The 19,437-nt window shown below is 61.3% G+C and carries 15 protein-coding genes; 11 read left to right on the top strand and 4 right to left on the bottom strand.

The window, feature by feature from the left end:
- Positions 1-78 precede the first annotated feature (78 nt).
- Complete coding sequence (gene wecB, locus HQL56_08305; GenBank protein MBF0309514.1) at positions 79-1,185, top strand: UDP-N-acetylglucosamine 2-epimerase (non-hydrolyzing); 1,107 nt, start codon at positions 79-81, stop codon at positions 1,183-1,185.
- Between the two features lie 442 nt (positions 1,186-1,627).
- On the top strand, positions 1,628-2,491 hold the full coding sequence (locus HQL56_08300; GenBank protein MBF0309513.1) for a DUF3473 domain-containing protein: 864 nt from the start codon (positions 1,628-1,630) through the stop codon (positions 2,489-2,491).
- Positions 2,492-2,671: 180 nt separating this feature from the next.
- On the opposite strand, the gene HQL56_08295 is transcribed toward HQL56_08300, so the two are convergent.
- Positions 2,672-4,504, bottom strand: coding sequence for a carbamoyltransferase (locus HQL56_08295; protein MBF0309512.1), 1,833 nt, complete (start codon positions 4,502-4,504; stop codon positions 2,672-2,674).
- Positions 4,505-4,586: 82 nt separating this feature from the next.
- On the opposite strand from HQL56_08295, the gene HQL56_08290 reads away from it, so the two are divergent.
- The 6 genes from HQL56_08290 (at position 4,587) to HQL56_08265 (ending at position 9,575) form a co-directional block, all read left to right on the top strand.
- A complete protein-coding gene (locus HQL56_08290; protein MBF0309511.1) occupies positions 4,587-5,636 on the top strand; it encodes a FemAB family PEP-CTERM system-associated protein in 1,050 nt (349 codons plus the stop codon).
- Entirely contained in the window at positions 5,637-6,842 is a 1,206-nt protein-coding gene (locus HQL56_08285; protein MBF0309510.1) for a TIGR03087 family PEP-CTERM/XrtA system glycosyltransferase, read from the top strand. It abuts the gene before it with no gap.
- Between the two features lie 2 nt (positions 6,843-6,844).
- Positions 6,845-7,984 (top strand): TIGR03088 family PEP-CTERM/XrtA system glycosyltransferase, encoded by a 1,140-nt coding sequence (locus HQL56_08280; GenBank protein MBF0309509.1) that lies wholly within the window; start codon positions 6,845-6,847, stop codon positions 7,982-7,984.
- 23 nt (positions 7,985-8,007) lie between these two features.
- Entirely contained in the window at positions 8,008-8,472 is a 465-nt protein-coding gene (locus HQL56_08275; GenBank protein ID MBF0309508.1) for a hypothetical protein, read from the top strand.
- 2 nt (positions 8,473-8,474) lie between these two features.
- A complete protein-coding gene (locus HQL56_08270; GenBank protein ID MBF0309507.1) occupies positions 8,475-8,762 on the top strand; it encodes an HPr-rel-A system PqqD family peptide chaperone in 288 nt (95 codons plus the stop codon).
- Positions 8,763-8,879: 117 nt separating this feature from the next.
- Positions 8,880-9,575, top strand: a complete 696-nt coding sequence (locus HQL56_08265; GenBank protein ID MBF0309506.1) for a type II toxin-antitoxin system Phd/YefM family antitoxin — start codon at positions 8,880-8,882, stop codon at positions 9,573-9,575.
- Between the two features lie 603 nt (positions 9,576-10,178).
- Here HQL56_08265 and HQL56_08260 read toward each other — a convergent pair.
- From HQL56_08260 to HQL56_08250, 3 genes are read right to left on the bottom strand one after another with little or no spacing between them, the layout of a single operon-like run.
- Positions 10,179-12,830, bottom strand: coding sequence for a nitrate reductase (locus tag HQL56_08260; GenBank protein MBF0309505.1), 2,652 nt, complete (start codon positions 12,828-12,830; stop codon positions 10,179-10,181).
- A complete protein-coding gene (nirD, locus tag HQL56_08255) occupies positions 12,823-13,149 on the bottom strand; it encodes a nitrite reductase small subunit NirD (GenBank protein MBF0309504.1) in 327 nt (108 codons plus the stop codon). The genes HQL56_08260 and nirD overlap by 8 nt, the downstream gene beginning before the upstream one ends.
- The gene (locus HQL56_08250; GenBank protein ID MBF0309503.1) at positions 13,146-15,608 is read right to left on the bottom strand and encodes an NAD(P)/FAD-dependent oxidoreductase; all 2,463 of its coding nucleotides are present in this window, start codon (positions 15,606-15,608) and stop codon (positions 13,146-13,148) included. The genes nirD and HQL56_08250 overlap by 4 nt, the downstream gene beginning before the upstream one ends.
- A gap of 538 nt (positions 15,609-16,146) precedes the next feature.
- Here HQL56_08250 and HQL56_08245 point away from each other — a divergent pair.
- From HQL56_08245 to HQL56_08235, 3 genes are all read left to right on the top strand, one after another.
- The gene (locus HQL56_08245; GenBank protein MBF0309502.1) at positions 16,147-17,538 is read left to right on the top strand and encodes an ABC transporter substrate-binding protein; all 1,392 of its coding nucleotides are present in this window, start codon (positions 16,147-16,149) and stop codon (positions 17,536-17,538) included.
- Complete coding sequence (locus HQL56_08240) at positions 17,535-18,623, top strand: ABC transporter permease (GenBank protein ID MBF0309501.1); 1,089 nt, start codon at positions 17,535-17,537, stop codon at positions 18,621-18,623. Before HQL56_08245 ends, HQL56_08240 begins: the two co-directional genes overlap by 4 nt.
- 13 nt (positions 18,624-18,636) lie before the next feature.
- The coding region (locus tag HQL56_08235; GenBank protein MBF0309500.1) for an ABC transporter ATP-binding protein at positions 18,637-19,437 on the top strand (801 nt) is incomplete at its 3' end.

Below are 19,437 nucleotides of genomic sequence, written 5' to 3'. Positions count from 1 at the left end.
GGGCGCTGCCCTGGACCCGTCGGGGGGGATAATCCCCCCCGAACCCCCGTATAACCGAACGGATACGGAAGAGGCAACATGCCGGAAAAAGCCCCCCTGCTGTGTGTCGTTGGCGCCCGCCCCAACTTCATGAAGATGGCGGCGGTTCTGCCCGCTCTGCGGCAACGTGGCGTGCCCTGTCGTCTGGTGCATACCGGGCAACATTACGGCGCGGACATGATGGGCTCCTTTTTCGATCAGTTGGGCATTCCCGCTCCGGATGAAAACCTGGAAGTGGGGTCGGGTTCTCACGCCTGGCAGACGGCGGAGATCATGAAACGCTTCGAAACGGTTCTGCTGCAGTCCAAAGCAGCGGCCGTTCTGGTGGTGGGGGATGTCAATTCCACGGTGGCCTGTGCCCTGGTCGCCGCCAAACTTCAGGTTCCGGTGATCCATGTGGAAGCGGGTCTGCGCAGTTTCGACCGCACCATGCCCGAAGAGATCAACCGGGTGTTGACCGACCAGTTGTCCCAACTCCTGTTCACCACCGAACGGGAAGCAGAGGTCAACCTGCTGCGAGAGGGCATCTCCCGGGGCATCCATTTCGTGGGCAATGTCATGATCGACACCTTGTTGCGCATGCTGCCGCTGGCGCCGCAGGTCTCCCGCATCGTGAATTCACCTTTTCCCCTGGAAAAGGGATCCTACGGTGTGGTGACGCTGCATCGACCGTCCAACGTCGATGCGCCGGAGACGCTGGAGCCGCTGTTGCGCTGCCTGGGAGAGGTGGCGCGCCACCTGCCGCTGATCCTGCCCCTGCACCCCCGTACCCAAAATCGCATCGAGGCTTTCGGATTGGGAGCGCTGTTGCAAAGCACCGGGTTGCTGGCCCTGCCCCCTCTGGGTTACGTGGAGATGCTGGGCCTGATGCGGGACGCCCGCCTGGTTCTCACCGATTCCGGCGGGATTCAGGAAGAGACCACGGCCCTGGGCGTGCCCTGTCTGACGGCGCGTCCCGGTACGGAGCGCCCCATTACCGTGACCCAGGGCACCAACACCATCACCGGCAGTGATCCGGAGCGTATTTTGGGCGCGGTGCGGGAGATCCTGGAGGGGCGAGGCAAAGCGGGGCGTATTCCGGAGTTGTGGGATGGTCGGGCCGGGGAACGCATAGCCGCCATTCTTCAGGAGAAGTTTGCCCCATGAGAGCCAAGCGATCGTACATTCTAATCATTTGACTTTCAATATTTTATCTTTTAAGTATCAAAAAAGAAAATGTTCTATTCTTTGACTTTTTATTTATAGCTCATTTAGCCTGTCAAGGCCAATCACTACGCAGTTTTGCAATTGGCTCATCTTATAGAAAGTATAAAGCAACTATTCAGACCTCTGTACAGTGCAGCATGATCGTGTCAACAGCGAAAGGAAAAGTCCCAGGGGTGCCCCCTGGACCCCATGGGGTCGGAAGTCAACAGCAAACGGAAGAGTCCCAGGGCGCTGCCCTGGACCCGTCGGGGGGGATAATCCCCCCCGAACCCCCGTATATCTGAATAGTTACAGTAAAAAAATGCTCTATCCTTTTACTTTTCATCCATCATTCGCTTAGATCGTCATGACCCATTGCAACGCAGTTCTGCAACTGGCTCCCATGAAATCGGGGCAGGGGTTGCGCAACGCCTTGACCGTGGATGTGGAAGAGTATTTCCAGGTCTGCGCTTTCGAGGGGGTGATCGCTCCCGAGGAGTGGGAAAACTGGCCCTCCCGCCTGGAGCCGGTGATGCAGCGTCTGTTGGATCTGTTGGCGCAACGGGAGGTGAAAGCCACCTTTTTTGTATTGGGCTGGGTGGCCGAACGTCATCCCCGGCTGATTCAACGTCTGGTTGCCGAGGGTCATGAACTGGCCAGCCATGGTTATGCCCATGTGCGGGCCGACCGGCAAAGTCCCGAACTCTTTTTCAAGGATGTCCTCCGGACCCGTTTGTTGCTGGAAGATCTCGGCGGGGTGGCGGTTGTCGGGTATCGCGCGTCCACCTATTCGATTCACCGGGGCAATCTGTGGGCCTTGCAGCGGTTGCGGGAGGCGGGTTATCGGTACAGCTCCAGCATCTATCCCATTCATCACGATCTCTACGGCATGCCCGATGCGCCGCGTTTTCCCTTCCGCCGGACGCCTGATTCGGTCATCGAGATTCCCGTAACCACTCTGGAGTGGGCGGGGCGGCGTTTTCCCTGCGGCGGCGGCGGTTTTTTCCGACTCTATCCCTATTTTCTCTCCCGCTGGGCTTTGCGACGCATCAACCGGGAGGAGGGGCGCTCCGCGCTCTTCTACTGTCATCCCTGGGAGTTCGATCCGGAGCAGCCGCGTCCTGCGGGTTTGGGCTGGAAAGGGCGATTTCGGCACTATCTGAACTTGCGACGGACCTGGCCCCGGTTCGAGCGCTTGGTGGGGGATTTTTCCTGGGATCGCATGGATCGGGTTTTTGCCGAGGCGATCGGGGAAGGTGAAATGTGACTTTCAATATGTTATCTTTTAAGTATCAAAAAAAGAAAATGTTCTATCCTTTGACTTTATTATTTTATTATATAAAAACATTTAATATAAAATATTTACTAATAACGGAAAAGTCAACAAACAGAACATTTTCTTTTTTTGATACTTAAAAGATAACATATTGAAAGTCAAAGGAGAGCTTCAGTCCGGAGAGAAGGCGTTCTTGTAATCCCGCCGCAGGGAGGGATCCTGCTCCTCCTTGCGCAGGAAACAGTCGCCCACGGCGAGAGCCTCCATTTCGGTGCCCATGAAACAGTTGAAAGCATCCTCCGGGGTGCAGACGATCGGCTCACCCCGCACGTTGAATGACGTGTTCACCAGTACCGGACACCCGGTTTGCCGGTAAAAGCGCTGCAGCAGAGCGTGATAACGGGGGTTGGTCCGGGCGTGAACCGTCTGAATGCGCGCCGAATAGTCCACATGGGTCACGGCAGGAATGGCGGAGCGCAACAGGTTCAATTTGTCGATGCCGAATTTTTCCTGATCCTGCGGCGACAAGGGCAGACGTTTTTCCGCACGCACCTGATCCACCAGCAACATGTAAGGGGAGTCGTCCTCCAGATTGAACCACTCCCCCACCTGCTCCCGCAGCACCGAGGGGGCGAAGGGCCGGAACGATTCCCGGTATTTGATCTTCAGATTCAACGTCTTCTGCATGGTCGGATTGCGGGGATCCCCCAGGATGGAGCGGGCGCCGAGAGCGCGGGGACCGAACTCCATGCGTCCCTGGTGCCACCCCAACGCCTTGCCGTCGATCAGCGCCGTTACGCAGGCATCCAGAAGGGACTCCTCGTCGAGAACCACAAAACGGGCCCCGATGGCCTTCAGACGTTGTTCGACACTCTCCTGGGAAAAGGCGGAACCCAGATAGGAGCCGTGCATGGCATCCTGTTCCCGAACAACGCAACGGGGCTGTTCGAGATGCTGATAGTACACAGCCAGAGCCGCGCCGAGCGCCCCCCCGGAATCCCCGGCGGCGGGTTGAATCCAGAGGCGTTCGAAGCGGCCATCCCGCTGGATCTTGCCGTTGGCCACGCAGTTCAAGGCCACGCCGCCGGCCAGGCAGAGGTTTTTCATGCCGGTCTCGCGGGCCAAAGCGCGGGTCATCTTCAGCACGACCTCTTCCGTGACCACCTGAACGGAGGCCGCCAGGTCCATCTCTTTTCGGGTCAGCCGCTCTTCCGGCTGGCGCGGGGGACCGCCGAAAAGCCGGTCGAAGGCGCTTCCGGTCATGGTCAGACCGGTGCAGTAGTCGAAATAGTCCAGGTTCAGCCGAAAAGAGCCGTCCTCTTTGACATCGATCAGGTGATCGTAGATGGTCCGGACATATTTGGGCTCGCCGTAGGGCGCCAGGCCCATGACCTTGTATTCCCCCGAATTGACCTGGAATCCGGTATAATATGTGAATGCCGAATAGAGCAGCCCCAGGGAGTGGGGAAAATGGATCTCCTTCAGCAGCTCCAGCCGGTTGCCCTGTCCGATTCCGCAGGAGGAGGTGGCCCATTCGCCCACCCCGTCCAGGGTGAGTACCGCCGCCTCCTCGAAGGGGGAGGGGAAGAAGGCGCTGGCGGCATGGCTTTGGTGGTGTTCGGCAAAGAGCAGCCGGGTTTCCGAGAAGGAGGGGTCGAAGGTGCGGAGTTCGCGCACCAGCAGCTTCTTCTGGAAGAGCTTCTCCTTGATCCAAACCATCATGGACATGCGAAACGAGGTGAAGCCGCGCGGGGCGAAGGCCAGATAGGTTTCCAGAAGCCGTTCGAATTTCAGGAAGGGCTTGTCGTAAAAAACCACCCAGTCCACCTCGGCCAGGGTGGTTCCACCTTGGTCCAGACAGGCGGTGATGGCCTGTTTCGGAAAGGAGGCGTCGTGTTTCTTTCGGCTCAGGCGCTCTTCCTGGACGGCGGCGATGATCTCCCCGTCGACTACCAGGGCGGCGGCACTGTCGTGATAGTAGGCGGAGATGCCGAGAATGCGCACCGCAAAGGCCTCCTGGAAAAGCGTTTGAACCCATGGCAATACAGCGTAGCATGAGGTCCGGATGGTCTGAATGAACGATAACATGGACGATGTTTTGAAGATACGCCGATTGGAACAGGGCGAGGAGGCACGCTGGGACGCCTTCGTCGAAGGATGCCCCGAGGCCACTTTCTTTCATCGGGCGGGCTGGCAGACGGTCTTGCGCCGGGCCTTCGGCCATGTGGGCCACTTTCTGCTGGCGGAAGACGAAAAGGGCCTCATCCGGGGTGTACTGCCCCTGGCAAGGGTGCGTTCCCTGCTCTTCGGGGATGCGCTGCTTTCCACGCCGTTCGCGGTTTACGGGGGAGCGGCGGCGGATGCTCCCCGTGTGGCGGCGCACTTGCACCGGGAGGCGGCGCGACTGGCCGGGCAATTGGGCGTGGACCATCTGGAACTGCGTCTGCAGACGGCGGCGGCGGTGCCGGAGGGCTGGCCGGTGAAGGATCTCTACTGCACCTTTCGTCGCGGCATTGTCGCCGATGCGGAAAAGAACCAGTTGTCCATTCCGCGCAAACAGCGGGCGGAAGTGCGTCGCGGAGTGGATCAAGGGCTCTCCTTCCGGGTGGGGCGGGAGTGGCGGCCGTGCTGGGACATCTACGCCGAAAGCCTGCGCAACCTGGGCACGCCGGTCTTTACCCCGCGCTATTTCCCCATTCTGGGGGAGGTCTTCGGCCCCGATTGCGAAACCCTGCTGGTGAGCAACCGGGAGGGGAGTGCCGTGGCGGCGGTACTCTCCTTCTATTTCCGGGATACGGTGCTGCCCTATTACGGTGGCGGAACCCCCGCCGCCCGGAGTTGCGGGGCTTACGCCTACATGTACTGGCAGTTGATGAACCATGCCGCCGCAAACCGGGGTTGCGGAATCTTCGATTTCGGGCGCAGCAAACAGGGGACCGGCTCCTTTGATTTCAAGCGCTATTTCGGTTTCGAGCCGTTGCCGTTGCACTATGCCGTACATCTGGTTCAGGGTAAGGAGATACCCCAGGTCAATCCCCTCAATCCGCGCTACGCCCTGTTCATTCGGGCCTGGCAAAAGCTGCCGCTGACGGTGGCCAATGGTATCGGACCCTGGCTGGCCAAGGATCTGGGCTAAATGAAAGAACTGCTGCTTCTGGCGCATCGATTGCCTTTTCCCCCCAACAAGGGCGACAAAATCCGCTCCTACCATCTGTGGCGTTTTTTGAGTGAACGCTATCGGGTACACCTGGGCGCCTTTGTGGATCGGGAAGAGGACCGGGTCTTCATCCCCGAAGTCGAAAAAATGTGCAACGGCGCCTCCTTTCTGCCCTGGCTCGACGGACGACAGGCGAAATGGCGCAGTCTGCAGGGACTGTTGACCGGTCAGGCGCTGACACTGCCCTATTACCGGCACGAAGCCATGCAGAAGTGGGTCAATGATCTGCTTGTCGAAAGGGAGCTGGCCGGAGTGGTGATCTACTCCTCCGCCATGGCCCGTTTCGTGCCCCACAATTCGGGTTCTCTCCGCCTGCTGGTCGATTTCGTCGATTGCGACTCTCTGAAATGGCGTCAGTACAGCACCACCCGTTGGGGGCTGATGCGTTGGATCTACGCTCGGGAAGGGGAACAATTGCTGGATTGGGAGAAACGGGTGGCCGGTCGGGCTGATGCTTCGTTTTTCGTCAGCCCGGCGGAAGCGGCGCTGTTCCGCAACCAGGCTCCCGGTATTGCCGAACGCATCGGTTTTTGGGAAAACGGTGTCGATGCGGAGCGTTTCGACCCTGCTCTGAACTACCCCGATCCTTACGGGCCGGGGGGAAAGATGTTGGTTTTTACAGGAGCCATGGACTATTGGCCCAACGTGCAGGGTGTGGTCTGGTTCGCCAGGGAGGTTTGGCCGCGGATTCTCCGGCAGGAGCCGGAGACCCGCTGGGCCATTGCCGGAGGCCGCCCCACCCCGGACGTGCAGCGGCTGGCGAACTTGCCGGGGGTTCGAGTCACCGGGGCCATGGCCGACTCCCGTCCGTATATCGCTCACGCCACGGTGGCCGTCGCGCCGTTGTTCATCGCTCAGGGGGTGCAGAACAAGGTGTTGGAGGCCATGGCCCTGGCCAAACCGGTGGTGACCACGCCCAAGGCCATGGAGGGCATACGCCACTGCCCGGAAGCGGCCCGCTGGATCACGGAGGATCCCGAACGCATGGCGGGAATGGTGGTGACCCTGTTGCGGGATGCCGACCTGTGCCGCCAGTCCGGGAAAGCCGGACGTACCTGCATCCTGCGGGACTATCGCTGGGAGGTCAATCTGGAACGCCTGCTCGCTGCCCTGGAAGGGGTGTAGCCGTGTTGATCTGCCATGTACTCTACCGGCTCGACGTGGGAGGCATGGAGACGGTGCTGGCGGAATTGATCGACCGTCTTCCCGTCGGGGAGTGCCGGCACGCCGTGGTGGCGCTGACCTGTTGCACCGACTTCAAGGCACGCATCCGCCGCCGGGATGTCACCTTTCACGAGTTGCACAAACGTCCCGGCAAGGATCCGGGCTCCTGGTGGCGTTTCTGGCGTTTGATGCGCACCTTGCGTCCCCAGGTGGTGCATACCCTCAACATCGCGGCCCTGGAGATGAACCTGCCCGCCTTTCTGGCGGGCGTGCCGGTGCGCATCCATGCCGAACATGGTCGCGACTGGCACGATCTGGACGGCGGCAACCGGCGCTATCGTCTCATGCGCCGCCTGCTTTCGCCCCTGATCGACTGTTTCGTCGCGGTCTCCCGGGATCTGGAGACGTGGATGGTGCAGGATGTCGGTTTGCCGACCGCCAAAGTGCGTCTTTTGGTCAACGGGGTCGACTGCAACCGCTTCCGGCCCCGAGAGCCGGGATTCATCCCGCCTTGGCCGGGCGGGGAGGGGGAGTTGACCATCGGCACCGTGGGACGCTTCTGGCCGGTGAAGGATCACGCCAATCTGTTGCGCGCCTTTGCCTTGCTGCGGGAGTTCTCCCCCGAAACGGCGGGCCGCTGCCGGCTGATTCTTCTGGGGGACGGCCTGTTGCGCCGGGAGCTGGAAGAACTGGCCGAAAACCTGCATCTTACCGAGCGGATCTGGTGGGGGGGCTGGCGGGAGGATGTGGCCACGCTGCTGCCGCACCTGGATCTCTTCGTTCTGCCCTCCCTGGCGGAAGGCACCCCGTTGACGGTGCTGGAGGCCATGGCCTGCGGACTGCCGGTGGTGGCCACCCGTGTGGGGGGGGTGGCCGATCTGATGCAGGAGGGGCGGACCGGACTTCTGGTTCCTCCGGGGGATGCCGCTGCTCTGGCCAAAGCCATGGCCGGATTGTTGCGGGAGGATGAGACCCGCCGGAAAATGGGGCAGGCGGGCCGGGAATATGTGGAAAATACCTTCTCCTGGGCTAGTACGGTGGATGGTTATTGGAATCTTTTCCGGGAAATGGTATCAATGAAGGGTGGCATCAGGAGTTCCTGAGGGGACACGTCGGGAGGTGAGTCGTGGATGAGAGTGGTCCCAAAGAGATGGAGCCGGAACAGCACGAAGCCGTGGAGCGTCTGCGCCGTCGCAGGCTGCTCAAGGGGCTGGCCGCCGGCGTGCCCATGGTGATGACCCTGAGCAGCGGGGCCCGTGCCGCCATGTCCAGCGACAACTGTCAGGCCGCCTTCAACGGCATCACCACCAATCCTCCCACCGGGTTGAATTTCGATTGTGTTCAGGCGGCGGACGGCACCCTCTCCCGCACCCAGCGCAAATGGTACCGCCAGGCCCGCTCCGCCTTTACCGCCAATACCCAGAATGTGGCCCTCTCCACCGGAGATACCACGGAAGGGGCTCAAGGCGTCAATGATCCCTCGGATCGCTGCATCGTCTACATCACCAATGACGGTTCAACGATTCAAAGTACCGCCGACGCCACCCACCATCCCATTTCCGTCTCCTGTTGGAACTCCTTCATGGGTTGATCATGCCTGTCGCCGAGGGGCTTCGCTGGCACTCTCCCCTGGGGGGGAGTTTTCTGCGGGAGTGGGTGGAGGAGGTCTGTTTTCTCTACAACCCGGCCTCCGGGCGCACCCATGTGCTGAACGACTGGGGCATGAGGATTCTGGACCATCTGACGCGACAACCCCTGAGCCAGACCGAGTTGCTGGACCGCTTCCGTTGCCAGACACCGGAGTTCGCCCACACCCTGGCCGAACACCTGCCCGGCCTGTTGCGGGAACTCGATATCCTGGGCCTGATCGAGCCTTTGTGAAGACTGCCTTTCAATATTCCGCCTCGTTTTTGGACTTGATGCAGGAAACCGGTGACGATGTGGACTTTTCATTCAGACTAAAAACGAGTCAGATTAGTCATTAGAGGGAGAACTCCCATGGGAACCTGGCAATTGCAAGAAGCCAAAGCACGTTTCAGTGAAGTCGTTCGAAAAGCCACATCGGAGGGGCCGCAGGAGATTACCGTTCACGGGCATCAAACGGCGGTGGTGCTGAATTTCGATGATTACTCCCGTTTAATTAAAAAGAAACCTGCTTTTGTGGATTTTATGCGCGCCTCACCCCTGGTGGGTGCTGACCTGGATCTGGAACGTGAACAGACGCCGGATCGGCAGATAGGGAAAAAGGCATGCGTACTATTTGCCATTTCTTTTATACTGTCTGGGTGCGCAACAAACACAATCAGAATCGGACAAAACAGTATAGTATATATTCACTATGAAAGTAGAAATCCAACTACATTAGATGAATTCACAACGTCTAGATCTTATTGTGAAATGGAAGCAAGAAACACATATCAGAATGTTGAGAGATATAACCAAGCAGCCAAATACCCCTCAGATCCTCCTACAGGCAATAAATATCAAGGTTTGGCTTATCTTTTGTCCGAGTTTAGTGATTCGCAGTCTGTAAGGCAATCGGCCACGCAGGCGGCCTGTATGGCGTGGTATAATTGCATGTCAAACAAAGGATTTATAAGAAGGCCAGATACGGATTTCTACGGATTTTACAAATTTGATAATATAAAGCATTTTACAGTCACTAAATCAAAAATTAATATATGTGAAGAATGAAAGCCCGCCATCCCTGGCAGGTTGATATGAAGTTTAGCGGTTTTGCCATCCAAACGGAGTATTTGAGATACCATTCAGCCCGTTGTTATGGGTTCCGTAAGGATTGATATGTCCAACCTGTCCAGTATAAGGGTTTACATTCCCTGTTGTGCTGTAATTGTTCCATGGATTGCTGTCAGGAGCCGACCTCAGGTGGGGACTGACGATTGTGCCGTTCTGCCTCTGGTAACTATTTACATGTCTATCGTCCCACGCCATAGCGGCGCATGAAGAAAATAACACCACAAAAAACAGAATGCGTTTCATGTTTTACCATCCAAAAAAAGTATTTAAGATTCAGTTCGGCGGATTTCGAAATCATCTCTTACCCCCCCTCCCTGCCCAGGCTACCCGGCCAAGAATACAGAGGTCTTTCCCATTGTCGTGGCCAACGATCTCCGTTTCGTACCGCTCATTGCCCGGCCTCCGGATTTTTCAATATACTCTATCTTGTTCTACGCCCCCTTATTGAACCCGACTAAGTTGCGGTCATCCGCCAAGAGTGTCAAGGACTGTTCGGAGAGGCGAAAAGAGGGAAGGGACCGGAAACCCAGGCCAGCGGAATCAGGCCGCCAGATTCGCCAGAATGGCCCGGATCTCCGGCTGACAGGAGCCGCAGTTCACCCCGGCTTTCAACCCCTTGCCGATGGCTTCCACCGTCGGGGACAGACCCTGGGCCACGGCACGGCGGATGCCTTCCGCGCTGACCCCGGCGCAGGCGCACACCGCCCGTTCCCGACAGCTTGAGGATCCGCTGCGGCTCAATACGCCCAGGCGCTGCCGTTCGTCCAGGCGCGTCACCCCGAAGAGAGACATCAGGGCCGCCACGTCCGGCAAGACTTCCCGGCTTTCGATGAAGAGACAGGCCTGCAGACGCCCCTCTTGCAGCGCCGCCAGCCGCAATCGCCCGCAGGCGGCGTCGCGATACTCCACCCATTCGACACTCTCCCCGGCAATCCACTCCCGGCCCGTGGCGGTGGCGAAGTCGAAGACCTCTTCCCCCTCCAGACGGGTGAGCCACAAGCCCCCTTCCAGGGCCTGCCGGCTCCATCCGATGCCGGATGGCCTTGCCTCGAACCACGGGTCGCGACTCAACAGGATACCCCGCCACAGCGTGTTGACCGGGGTAATCCGCACCCGGGAGCGTTTGGCGTCGGGCTGCCCCGAAAAAGGGTCGGTGCGGGCTGTCACCAGGGCATTGACCAGACCCTCCCCGGCAAAGCGTCCACTCCAGTGCATCGACATGAAGACCGAGCCGCGACGCTGTTCGTTTTTGAGCTGCGTTCGGGCCAGGGCCGTGCCGTGGGCCGAGGTCAGGCGCAGTAGTTGACCCTCCGCCACGCCCCATTGCCGCGCATCGTCGGGATGAACTTCCGCCACCGGCTCCACGGTATGACGGCTCAGGGTGGGGGAGACCCCGGTGCGGGTCATGGTATGCCACTGATCCCGAATGCGACCGGTGTTGAGGATCAGCTCCCCCCCGGCTGCCGGCGAATCGGGAGCGGGGGCCAGTTCCATCAGGCAGGCTCGCCCGGAAGGGGTGAAAAAGGGGGAGCCCTTCTCCCATCGGGCCGAGCCGCCGCCATCCTGCGGTAACGGCCATTGTTGCGGCGGCATGGCGTGGTAATCGGCCTCGCTTATTCTGGCCAGCGCCCCGATGTCGAAGGCGCGTCGCCCTTCGTTTTCGAAAGCCGAAAGGGCGGCGTGTTCCCGGAAGATTTCGGCGCTGCTTTCGTAGGCGAAGGCTTTTCCGTGACCCAGGCGTTTGGCCACCTGACAAAGCATCCACCAGTCGGGTTTGGCGCTGCCCGCCGCAGGCAGAAAGGCCCGCTGCCGGGAGATGCGCCGTTCGGAGTTGGTCACGGTGCCCTCTTTTTCCCCCCAGGGCAGGGCGGGCAGCAGAATATGGGCCATGCGTGCCGTATCGGTGGTGTCGACCACGTCGGAAACCACGAGCAGTTCACAACGATCCAGGGCGCGTCGCACCGCATTGCTGTCGGGCAGACTGACCAGGGGGTTGGTGCCCAGGATCCACAGGGCCCGGATCCGCCCCTCGCCCACGGCGCGAAAGAGATCCACCGCCAGGGGACCGGGACGGGCGGGCAGGGCGGGACTGCCCCAGAAACGGCGCAACACCTCGGCATGCCGGGGATGGTCGAAGCCCAGATGGGCGGCCAGTTGATTGGCCAGCGCCCCCACCTCCCGGCCTCCCATGGCGTTGGGCTGGCCGGTGAGGGAAAAGGGCCCCATGCCCGGCTCGCCGATGCGCCCGGTGGCCAGATGGCAGTTGATGATGGCGTTGCCCTGGTCACTGCCCTGACAGGACTGGTTGATGCCCTGGGAAAAGAGGGTGACGGTGCGTCGGGTTTGCAAAAAGAGGCTGTAGAACTGCTCAACCTCGGATGCGCTCAAACCGGTGCGCCGGGCCACCGTGGCGATATCCCCGGCGTGGGCGGCGGCCAGTTCCAGAGCGTGGGGCTGTACCTCCACCTGACGGCGCAGAAAATCGAGGTCGAAGCCGCCGTTCTGTTGCAGATAAACCAGGAGTCCCAGCCAGAGATACAGATCCGTACCGCTTTGGATGGGCAGATGCAGGTCGGCCTCCATGGCGGTGGCGGTGCGTCGGGGATCGATGACGACCAGACGTTTGTTCGTATCGGCGCGCCGGGCGGCCAACAGGCGTTGAAACAGGATCGGATGGCACCAGGCGGTGTTGCTGCCGACGATGACCACCAGCTCCGCCAGCTCGATATCCTCGTAGCTGCAGGGCACCCGATCGGCGCCGAAGGCCCGCTTGTGGGCCACCACCGCCGAGGCCATGCAGAGGCGGGAGTTGCTGTCGATGTTGGCCGAGCCGATGAAGCCCTTCATCAGCTTGTTGGCCACATAATAGTCTTCCGTCAGCAACTGCCCGGAGACATAGAAAGCCACCGCGTCCGGGCCGTGTTGCGCGATGATCGCCTTGAAGCCGTCAGCCACCCGGTCGAGCGCCTGATCCCAGGAGGTCGTCTGCCCGTGAACCCGTGGGTGGAGCAGACGGCCATCCAGGATCATGGTCTCCGGCAGGGCCATGCCTTTGCCGCAGAGTCGCCCGAAGTTGGCGGGGTGCAGGGCATCCCCCCGCAGGGAGGTGATCTCACCCCGTTCCCCCACTTGCACTTCAAGGCCGCAACCGGTGCCGCAATAGGGACAGGTGGTGCGCACGGTCTCATTCATGGCCGTCGGGCAGCTCCAGGAACAGCTCTTCCCCCTCCACCCGCACGGCGAACCGTCCGGCGCAGCCCTCGTCCGCTCCCAGGGCTTCTCCGTTTTCCAGACCCAGGGTCCAGCCGTGCAGGGGACAGGTCACTTTGTGGCCGTGGACCATGCCGGCGGAGAGGGGGCCTCCCCGATGGGGACAGCGATCCGCCAGGGCGAAAACGTGGTCGTCCACACTGCGGAACAGGGCCACATCCCCGTGGCGGCCACTCTTGACCACCCGACTGCCCTGACGGGGGATATCGTCGATGCGTCCAACCCGATGCCACGTGCTCATGCCGCACTCTCCATGGATTCGTCGAGGATGACCAGAGGTTTGAACTCGCTGTCGGCCACACCGTGGCTGGCCCGCTGTTCCCAGGGATCGGGCAGGGTTTCGTGGGCGGCGCGGAAGGCGGCATAGAGGGCCTGGCGTCCTTCGGCGTCCTCCACCAGCCGTTGCCGGATCCAGTCGATGCCGATGCGCTCCACCCAGGGGGCGGCGCGTTCCAGATAACGGGCCTCGCGGCGATAGAGCTGCAGGAAGGCCCCGGCGTATTCCAGCACCTCCTCCGCCGTGTCCACCCGGCAGAGAAAATCGGTGGCCCGCACCTTGATGCCGCCGTTGCCGCCGACATGGATCTCCCAGCCCGACTCCACCGCCACCACGCCCAGATCCTTGATGGTGGCTTCGGCGCAGTTGCGCGGGCAGCCGGAGACGGCCATCTTGAACTTGTGGGGCGTCCAGGAGTTCCACAGCATCTTTTCCAGCACCACCCCCATCGATTCGGAATCCTGGGTGCCGAAACGACACCAACGGTTGCCCACGCAGGTCTTGACGGTGCGCATGGCCTTACCGTAGGCGTGGCCCGAAACCAGATCGTGACGGCCCAGCTCCTTCCAGACCGCCGGAAGATCCTCCTTTTTGATCCCCAGCAGGGTGAGGCGCTGGCCGCCGGTGAACTTCACCTCGGGAATGGCGAAGCGTTCCGCCACGTCGGCGATGACGCGCAACTGATCCGGGGTGGTGGTGCCGCCCCACAGCCGGGGCACCACCGAATAGGTGCCGTCCTTCTGGATGTTGGCGTGGATGCGTTCGTTGATGAAGCGGTCGCCCGGACGCTCCCGGTAGTGTTCGGGCCAGAAGGCGGCGATATAGTAGTTCAGGGCCTGGCGACAGGTGGGACAGCCGTCGGGAGTGGTCCACTCCAGGGCAACCATGGCCTGATCCACGCCGGTCAGTTGCCGGTCCCGCACCGCCTCCCGCACCCCGTCGGAGGTGAGGGGGGTGCAACCGCACAGCGGTTTGACCTTGCGGGCGCAATAGTCACCCCCCAGGGTGGCCGCCAGGATCTTTTCCACCATGCCGGTGCAGGAGCCGCAGGAGGCGGAGGCCTTGGTGACGCTCTTCACCTCTTCCAGAGTGGAGAGGTTGCGCCCGGTGATGGCCTCCACGATGGTTTTGCGGCTCACCCCGTTGCAGCCGCACACCTGATGGTGGTCCGGCAGGTGATCGACCTCGTTGGAACCGTGACCGGCATCCCCCGGATGGGTTTGTCCGAAGAGCAGATGATCCCGCATGGGCGTGATGTCGGCGCCGTCCCGCATCAGTTCCAGATACCAGGGGCCGTCGAGGGTGTCCCCCAGCAGCACCGCGCCACGGATGCGTCCCTCCTTGACCACCAGCTTCTTGTAAACCCGGCGGGTGCGATCCTGCAGAACGATCTCCTCGCAGGAGGCGTCTCCCAGAAAATCCCCGGCGGAGAAGAGATCGACATCCGTCACCTTGAGGCGGGTGGAGACCATCGAACCGGTATAGAGATCCTCCGCTTTGGCATTGGCCAGGCGTCGCGCCAGCACCCGGCCCTGTTCGTAGAGGGGGGCCACCAGACCGTACACCGTGTTGCGATGCTGCACGCATTCGCCGACGGCCAGAATGCGTTCGTCGGAGGTGACCAGCCGGTCATCCACCACCACCCCGCGTTCGCAATGCAGCCCGGCGGCCTTGGCCAGATCGCAGTTGGGCCGCACCCCCACCGCCATGACCACCAGATCGACCTCCAGAAGGGAGCCATCCTGAAAACGCAGTCCCTCGACCCGTTCCGAGCCCAGAATGGCTTCGGTGCGGGCGTTCATGTGAAAACGCAGGCCCCGCTCCTCCAGCTCCTCCCGCAAGAGAGCGGCGGCCACGGTGTCGAGTTGCCGCTCCATCAGGATGGCCATCTGATGCACCACGGTGACCTCCATGCCCCGCTTGAGCAGACCCATGGCCGCTTCCAATCCCAGCAGTCCCCCGCCGATCACCGCCGCCCGCTTGTGGGTCGCGGCGGCTTGCACCATGGTTTCCACGTCCTTCAGATCCCGGAAGGTGACCACTCCGGGCAGATCGTGACCCGGCAGGGGCAATATCACCGCGTGGGAGCCGGTGGCCAACAGGAGATTGTCGTAGGGATGCGCACCACCCCGGTCGTCGTGAACCACCCCCCGTTCCCGATCGATGGCGGTGGCCGCCACCCCGGTATGCAGGGTGATGCCGCGCTCCTCGTACCAGGAGAGGGGATGGGTGACAATCTGGGCCACCTCCTTCTCCCCCGACAGCACCGGAGAGAGCAGGATGCGGTTGTACCCCCCGTGGGGTTCGGCCCCCAGGACGGTGATGTCGTGGCTGCCGGGAGCCCTCTCCAGCAGCTCTTCCAGAGTGCGTACCGCAGCCATGCCGTTGCCGATGACCACCAGGCGTTTGCGGGGGGGATTCATGCCGGGGTTTCCTTTCGTTGGTAGTGCCAACCCAAAAAAAAAGCCCGATGCAGCACCGTATTCGGTGGCTGCTCGGGCTTCGTTGCCAGAGGAGGATCGACCCTTCGCCGGGTCGTTATGGTCTTCTTTTCAGCAATCCCCGTACCAGAAGGCCGCAAAGCCCGTCGTTCCTGGAGAGGGGCCCCCTGACGCGGGCGAATCGGGCTGCTTTCCGCGAGGCAAAATAACGGCAACTGATGGATTATTGTGCAGATTGCCCAGCAGGTGAACGGGCCTCCCCCGGTGGGGGTATTGCGGAACAGGCGGTCGGCAGGAGGATCAACATGTTGTAAATGAAGGAAAAAATCTGAAAGGCCGCCGCATGGCACGCATCTTGAGAAGATCAGGGTAACACCAATGCTGGTGGGCTGAATGCACACATACCCAATGAAATGGGGTCTTTCCGGTAACGCCGCCCGTTCCTTTCGATCCATCGGATCCAAAAGGAGAGCGGCGTTTTTTATTTTACAGAAAGGAAATTGCCATGGAACGCCACGGAATGCCCAACTGGAACAGAAGACAGGTTTTGCGAGGATTGGGCGCTTTGGGCGCAGCCCTGGCGTTTCGGCCCGCCATCGGTCGGGCCGGCTCCCTGGAAAAGCCCCAGCTCAAGTTCGGCTTCATCAAGCTGACCGACATGGCTCCCCTGGCCATTGCTTACGAAAAGGGCTATTTCGAGGACGAAGGGCTTTTCGTCACCCTGGAGCCCCAGGCCAACTGGAAGGTGTTGCTGGACCGGGTCATCTCCGGAGAGCTGGACGGGGCCCACATGTTGGCGGGACAGCCCCTCGGGGCCTCCATCGGTTTCGGCACCCAGGCGGAGGTGATCACCGCCTTTTCCATGGATCTCAACGGCAACGGCATCACCGTTTCCAACGAGGTTTGGGAGCGCATGAAAGCCCATGTGCCCAAGGGCGCCGACGGCAAGCCGCTCCATCCCGTCAAGGCGGATGCCCTCAAGCCGGTGGTGGAGCAGTATCGCGACCAGGGCAAATCCTTCAACATGGGCATGGTTTTTCCCGTCTCCACCCACAATTACGAGCTGCGTTACTGGCTGGCGGCGGGAGGCATCCATCCGGGTTACTACTCCCCCACCGACATCACCGGGCAGATTCAGGGCGAGGTGCTGCTTTCGGTGACGCCGCCGCCGCAGATGCCCGCCACCATGGCCTCCGGCACCATCCACGGCTATTGCGTGGGCGAACCCTGGAACCAGCAGGCGGTCATCAAGGGCATCGGCGTGCCGCTGATCACCGATTATGAAATCTGGAAGAACAATCCGGAAAAGGTCTTCGGCGTGACCCGAGGCTGGGCGGAAAAGAATCCCGCCACCCACCTGGCGGTATTGAAGGCCCTGATCCGGGCGGCCATGTGGCTCGACGAGGGCAACAACGCCAACCGGGCGGAAGCGGTGAAGATCCTGGCCAAATCCGAATACGTCGGAGCCGACGCCCAGGTCATCGCCAACTCCATGATGGGTACCTTCGAATACGAAAAAGGCGACAAGCGTCCGGCGCCGGATTTCAACGTCTTCTTCCGCCATCAGGCCACCTATCCCTTCTATTCGGACGCCGTCTGGTACCTCACGCAGATGCGCCGCTGGGGCCAGATCGGGGAGTACAAACCCGATGCCTGGTACCTGGAGACGGCCCGCAAGGTCTACCGGCCCGATCTCTATCTGCAGGCCGCTTCCGCTCTGGTGTCGGAGGGCAAGGCCAAAAAGGAGGACTTCCCCTGGGAGAGCGACGGCTTCCGTGCGGAAACCAACGAGTTCATCGACGGCATCGCCTACGACGGTCGCCGTCCCAATGACTATCTGGCCCGGCTGAACATCGGCCTCAAGGGCAAACAGCGGGTCGAGGGCAACCGGGTTCTGGAGGGTGAAAAATGAGCAGCGTTTCCCTCACCACGGCCAACAACGAGGAGACGTCCCACCTTGGCCCGGGGCAGCGTTTCCGGCAGCGCATCGATCAGGTCGGCCCGGTTCTGGAGGTGTTGGGCCTGGGCTGGCTGGTGCCGGTTCTGCGCCTGATCGGCGGAGACCGCAGTCGGGGCCAGTGGCTGGCGTTTTGGCGGCTTTTGCTGGTACCGATGCTCTCCATCGCGCTCTTTTTCGGGTTGTGGGCTTTGCTGGCGCCACGGGTGCAGACCTCCCTGGGCGAGATTCCCGGTCCGGCCATGGTGGGGGCGCAGTTTCTCAATCTGCACGAGGACCATGTGCAGGAGCGGCGGAAGGAGGCGGCTTTCTACGCCCGGCAGAAGGAGCGCAACGAACGTTTTCTGGCGGCCAATCCCGGAGGCAGCTTGGAGTGGCGCACCTTTACCGGCAAGCCCACCTATTTCGATCAGATCTGGACCAGCCTGAAGACCGTCTTCACCGGCTTTTTCCTGGGGGCGCTGGTGGCCATTCCCCTGGGGGTGCTGTGCGGACTCTCCCCCACGGTGAACGCCGCGCTCAATCCGCTGATTCAGGTCTTCAAGCCGGTGTCGCCCCTGGCCTGGCTGCCGCTGGTCACCATGGTGGTCAGCGCCCTTTACGTCAGCGACAACCCGGTCTTCGACAAGTCGTTTCTCAACTCGGCCATCACCGTGACCCTCTGTTCCCTGTGGCCCACCCTGATCAACACGGCGGTGGGGGTCTCCTCCATCGATCGGGATCTGCTCAACGTGGCCAAGGTGCTGCGTCTTTCCACCTGGACCAAGGTGAGCAAACTGGTTCTGCCCTCGGCGCTGCCCTACATCTTCACCGGCCTGCGCCTCACCCTCGGAGTGGGCTGGATGGTCCTTATCGCCGCCGAGATGCTGGCCCAGAATCCGGGTCTGGGCAAGTTCGTCTGGGACGAGTTTCAAAACGGCTCCTCCCAGTCCCTGGCCAAGATCATGGTGGCGGTACTGACCATCGGGCTGATCGGTTTTCTGCTGGATCGGCTGATGTTCGCCCTGCAAGGTTTCATCACCCGCGGCCGTTCGCGATAGGGAGAAGCATCTAATGGCCATTCTGTCCATGCACGGCGTCGGCAAGGGTTTCGGTTCCGGCAACGAGCGCATCCGGGTGTTGAGCGGCATCGACCTGGAGATCGAGGAGGGGGAGTTCATCGCCATCCTGGGATTTTCCGGTTCGGGCAAAACGACCCTGATCTCCCTGCTGGCCGGGCTCACGGAGCCGGATCAGGGCTCGATCACCCTGCGCGGCCAGCCGTTGCGGGGTCCGGGACCGGATCGGGGCGTGGTGTTTCAGAACTACTCCCTCATGCCCTGGATGAACGTGAAGGAGAACATCGCCCTGGCGGTGGACAGCGTTCACCGCAACCTGAGCCGTGCCGAACGCCGGCAACGGGTGGAGCGTTACATGGCCATGGTGGGGCTCTCCCATGCCGGGGACCGGCGGCCCGCGGAGTTGTCCGGCGGCATGCGCCAGCGGGTGGCGGTGGCGCGGGCGCTCTCCATGAATCCCGATATTCTCCTGCTGGACGAACCCCTCTCCGCCCTCGACGCCCTGACCCGCGCCCGGTTGCAGGACGAAATCGCCCTCATCCGGGAGCAGGAGAAGAAGACCATCGTGCTGATCACCAACGACGTGGACGAGGCCCTGCTTCTGGCGGATCGGGTCATTCCCCTGACGCCGGGCCCCAACGCCACCCTGGGGCCGGTTTTCGAGGTTGATCTGCCCCGGCCGAGGGATCGCACCGCCATCAACCATCAGGAGAATTACAAGGCTCTGCGTCAGGCCATCACCACCTATCTGATGGATGCGGGTAAAATGCTGGAGCAGGACCGTCAGACCGGCATC

The sequence above is a fragment of the Magnetococcales bacterium genome, from assembly GCA_015231925.1.
Lineage (GTDB): Bacteria > Pseudomonadota > Magnetococcia > Magnetococcales > JADGAQ01 > JADGAQ01.
The sequence above is the reverse complement of the archived record's forward strand: the minus strand, read 5'-3'. Positions and strand labels throughout refer to the sequence as shown.

What these genes read in the sequence shown, in the direction of transcription:
- HQL56_08270 (MBF0309507.1), top strand. Translation starts at nt 8,475, where the DNA reads ATGCCTGTCGCCGAGGGGCTTCGCTGGCACTCTCCCCTGGGGGGGAGT.
- nirD (MBF0309504.1), bottom strand. Translation starts at nt 13,149, where the DNA reads ATGAGCACGTGGCATCGGGTTGGACGCATCGACGATATCCCCCGTCAG.
- HQL56_08285 (MBF0309510.1), top strand. Translation starts at nt 5,637, where the DNA reads ATGAAAGAACTGCTGCTTCTGGCGCATCGATTGCCTTTTCCCCCCAAC.
- wecB (MBF0309514.1), top strand. Translation starts at nt 79, where the DNA reads ATGCCGGAAAAAGCCCCCCTGCTGTGTGTCGTTGGCGCCCGCCCCAAC.
- HQL56_08265 (MBF0309506.1), top strand. Translation starts at nt 8,880, where the DNA reads ATGGGAACCTGGCAATTGCAAGAAGCCAAAGCACGTTTCAGTGAAGTC.
- HQL56_08250 (MBF0309503.1), bottom strand. Translation starts at nt 15,608, where the DNA reads ATGAATCCCCCCCGCAAACGCCTGGTGGTCATCGGCAACGGCATGGCT.
- HQL56_08260 (MBF0309505.1), bottom strand. Translation starts at nt 12,830, where the DNA reads ATGAATGAGACCGTGCGCACCACCTGTCCCTATTGCGGCACCGGTTGC.
- HQL56_08245 (MBF0309502.1), top strand. Translation starts at nt 16,147, where the DNA reads ATGCCCAACTGGAACAGAAGACAGGTTTTGCGAGGATTGGGCGCTTTG.
- HQL56_08300 (MBF0309513.1), top strand. Translation starts at nt 1,628, where the DNA reads ATGAAATCGGGGCAGGGGTTGCGCAACGCCTTGACCGTGGATGTGGAA.
- HQL56_08240 (MBF0309501.1), top strand. Translation starts at nt 17,535, where the DNA reads ATGAGCAGCGTTTCCCTCACCACGGCCAACAACGAGGAGACGTCCCAC.
- HQL56_08290 (MBF0309511.1), top strand. Translation starts at nt 4,587, where the DNA reads ATGGACGATGTTTTGAAGATACGCCGATTGGAACAGGGCGAGGAGGCA.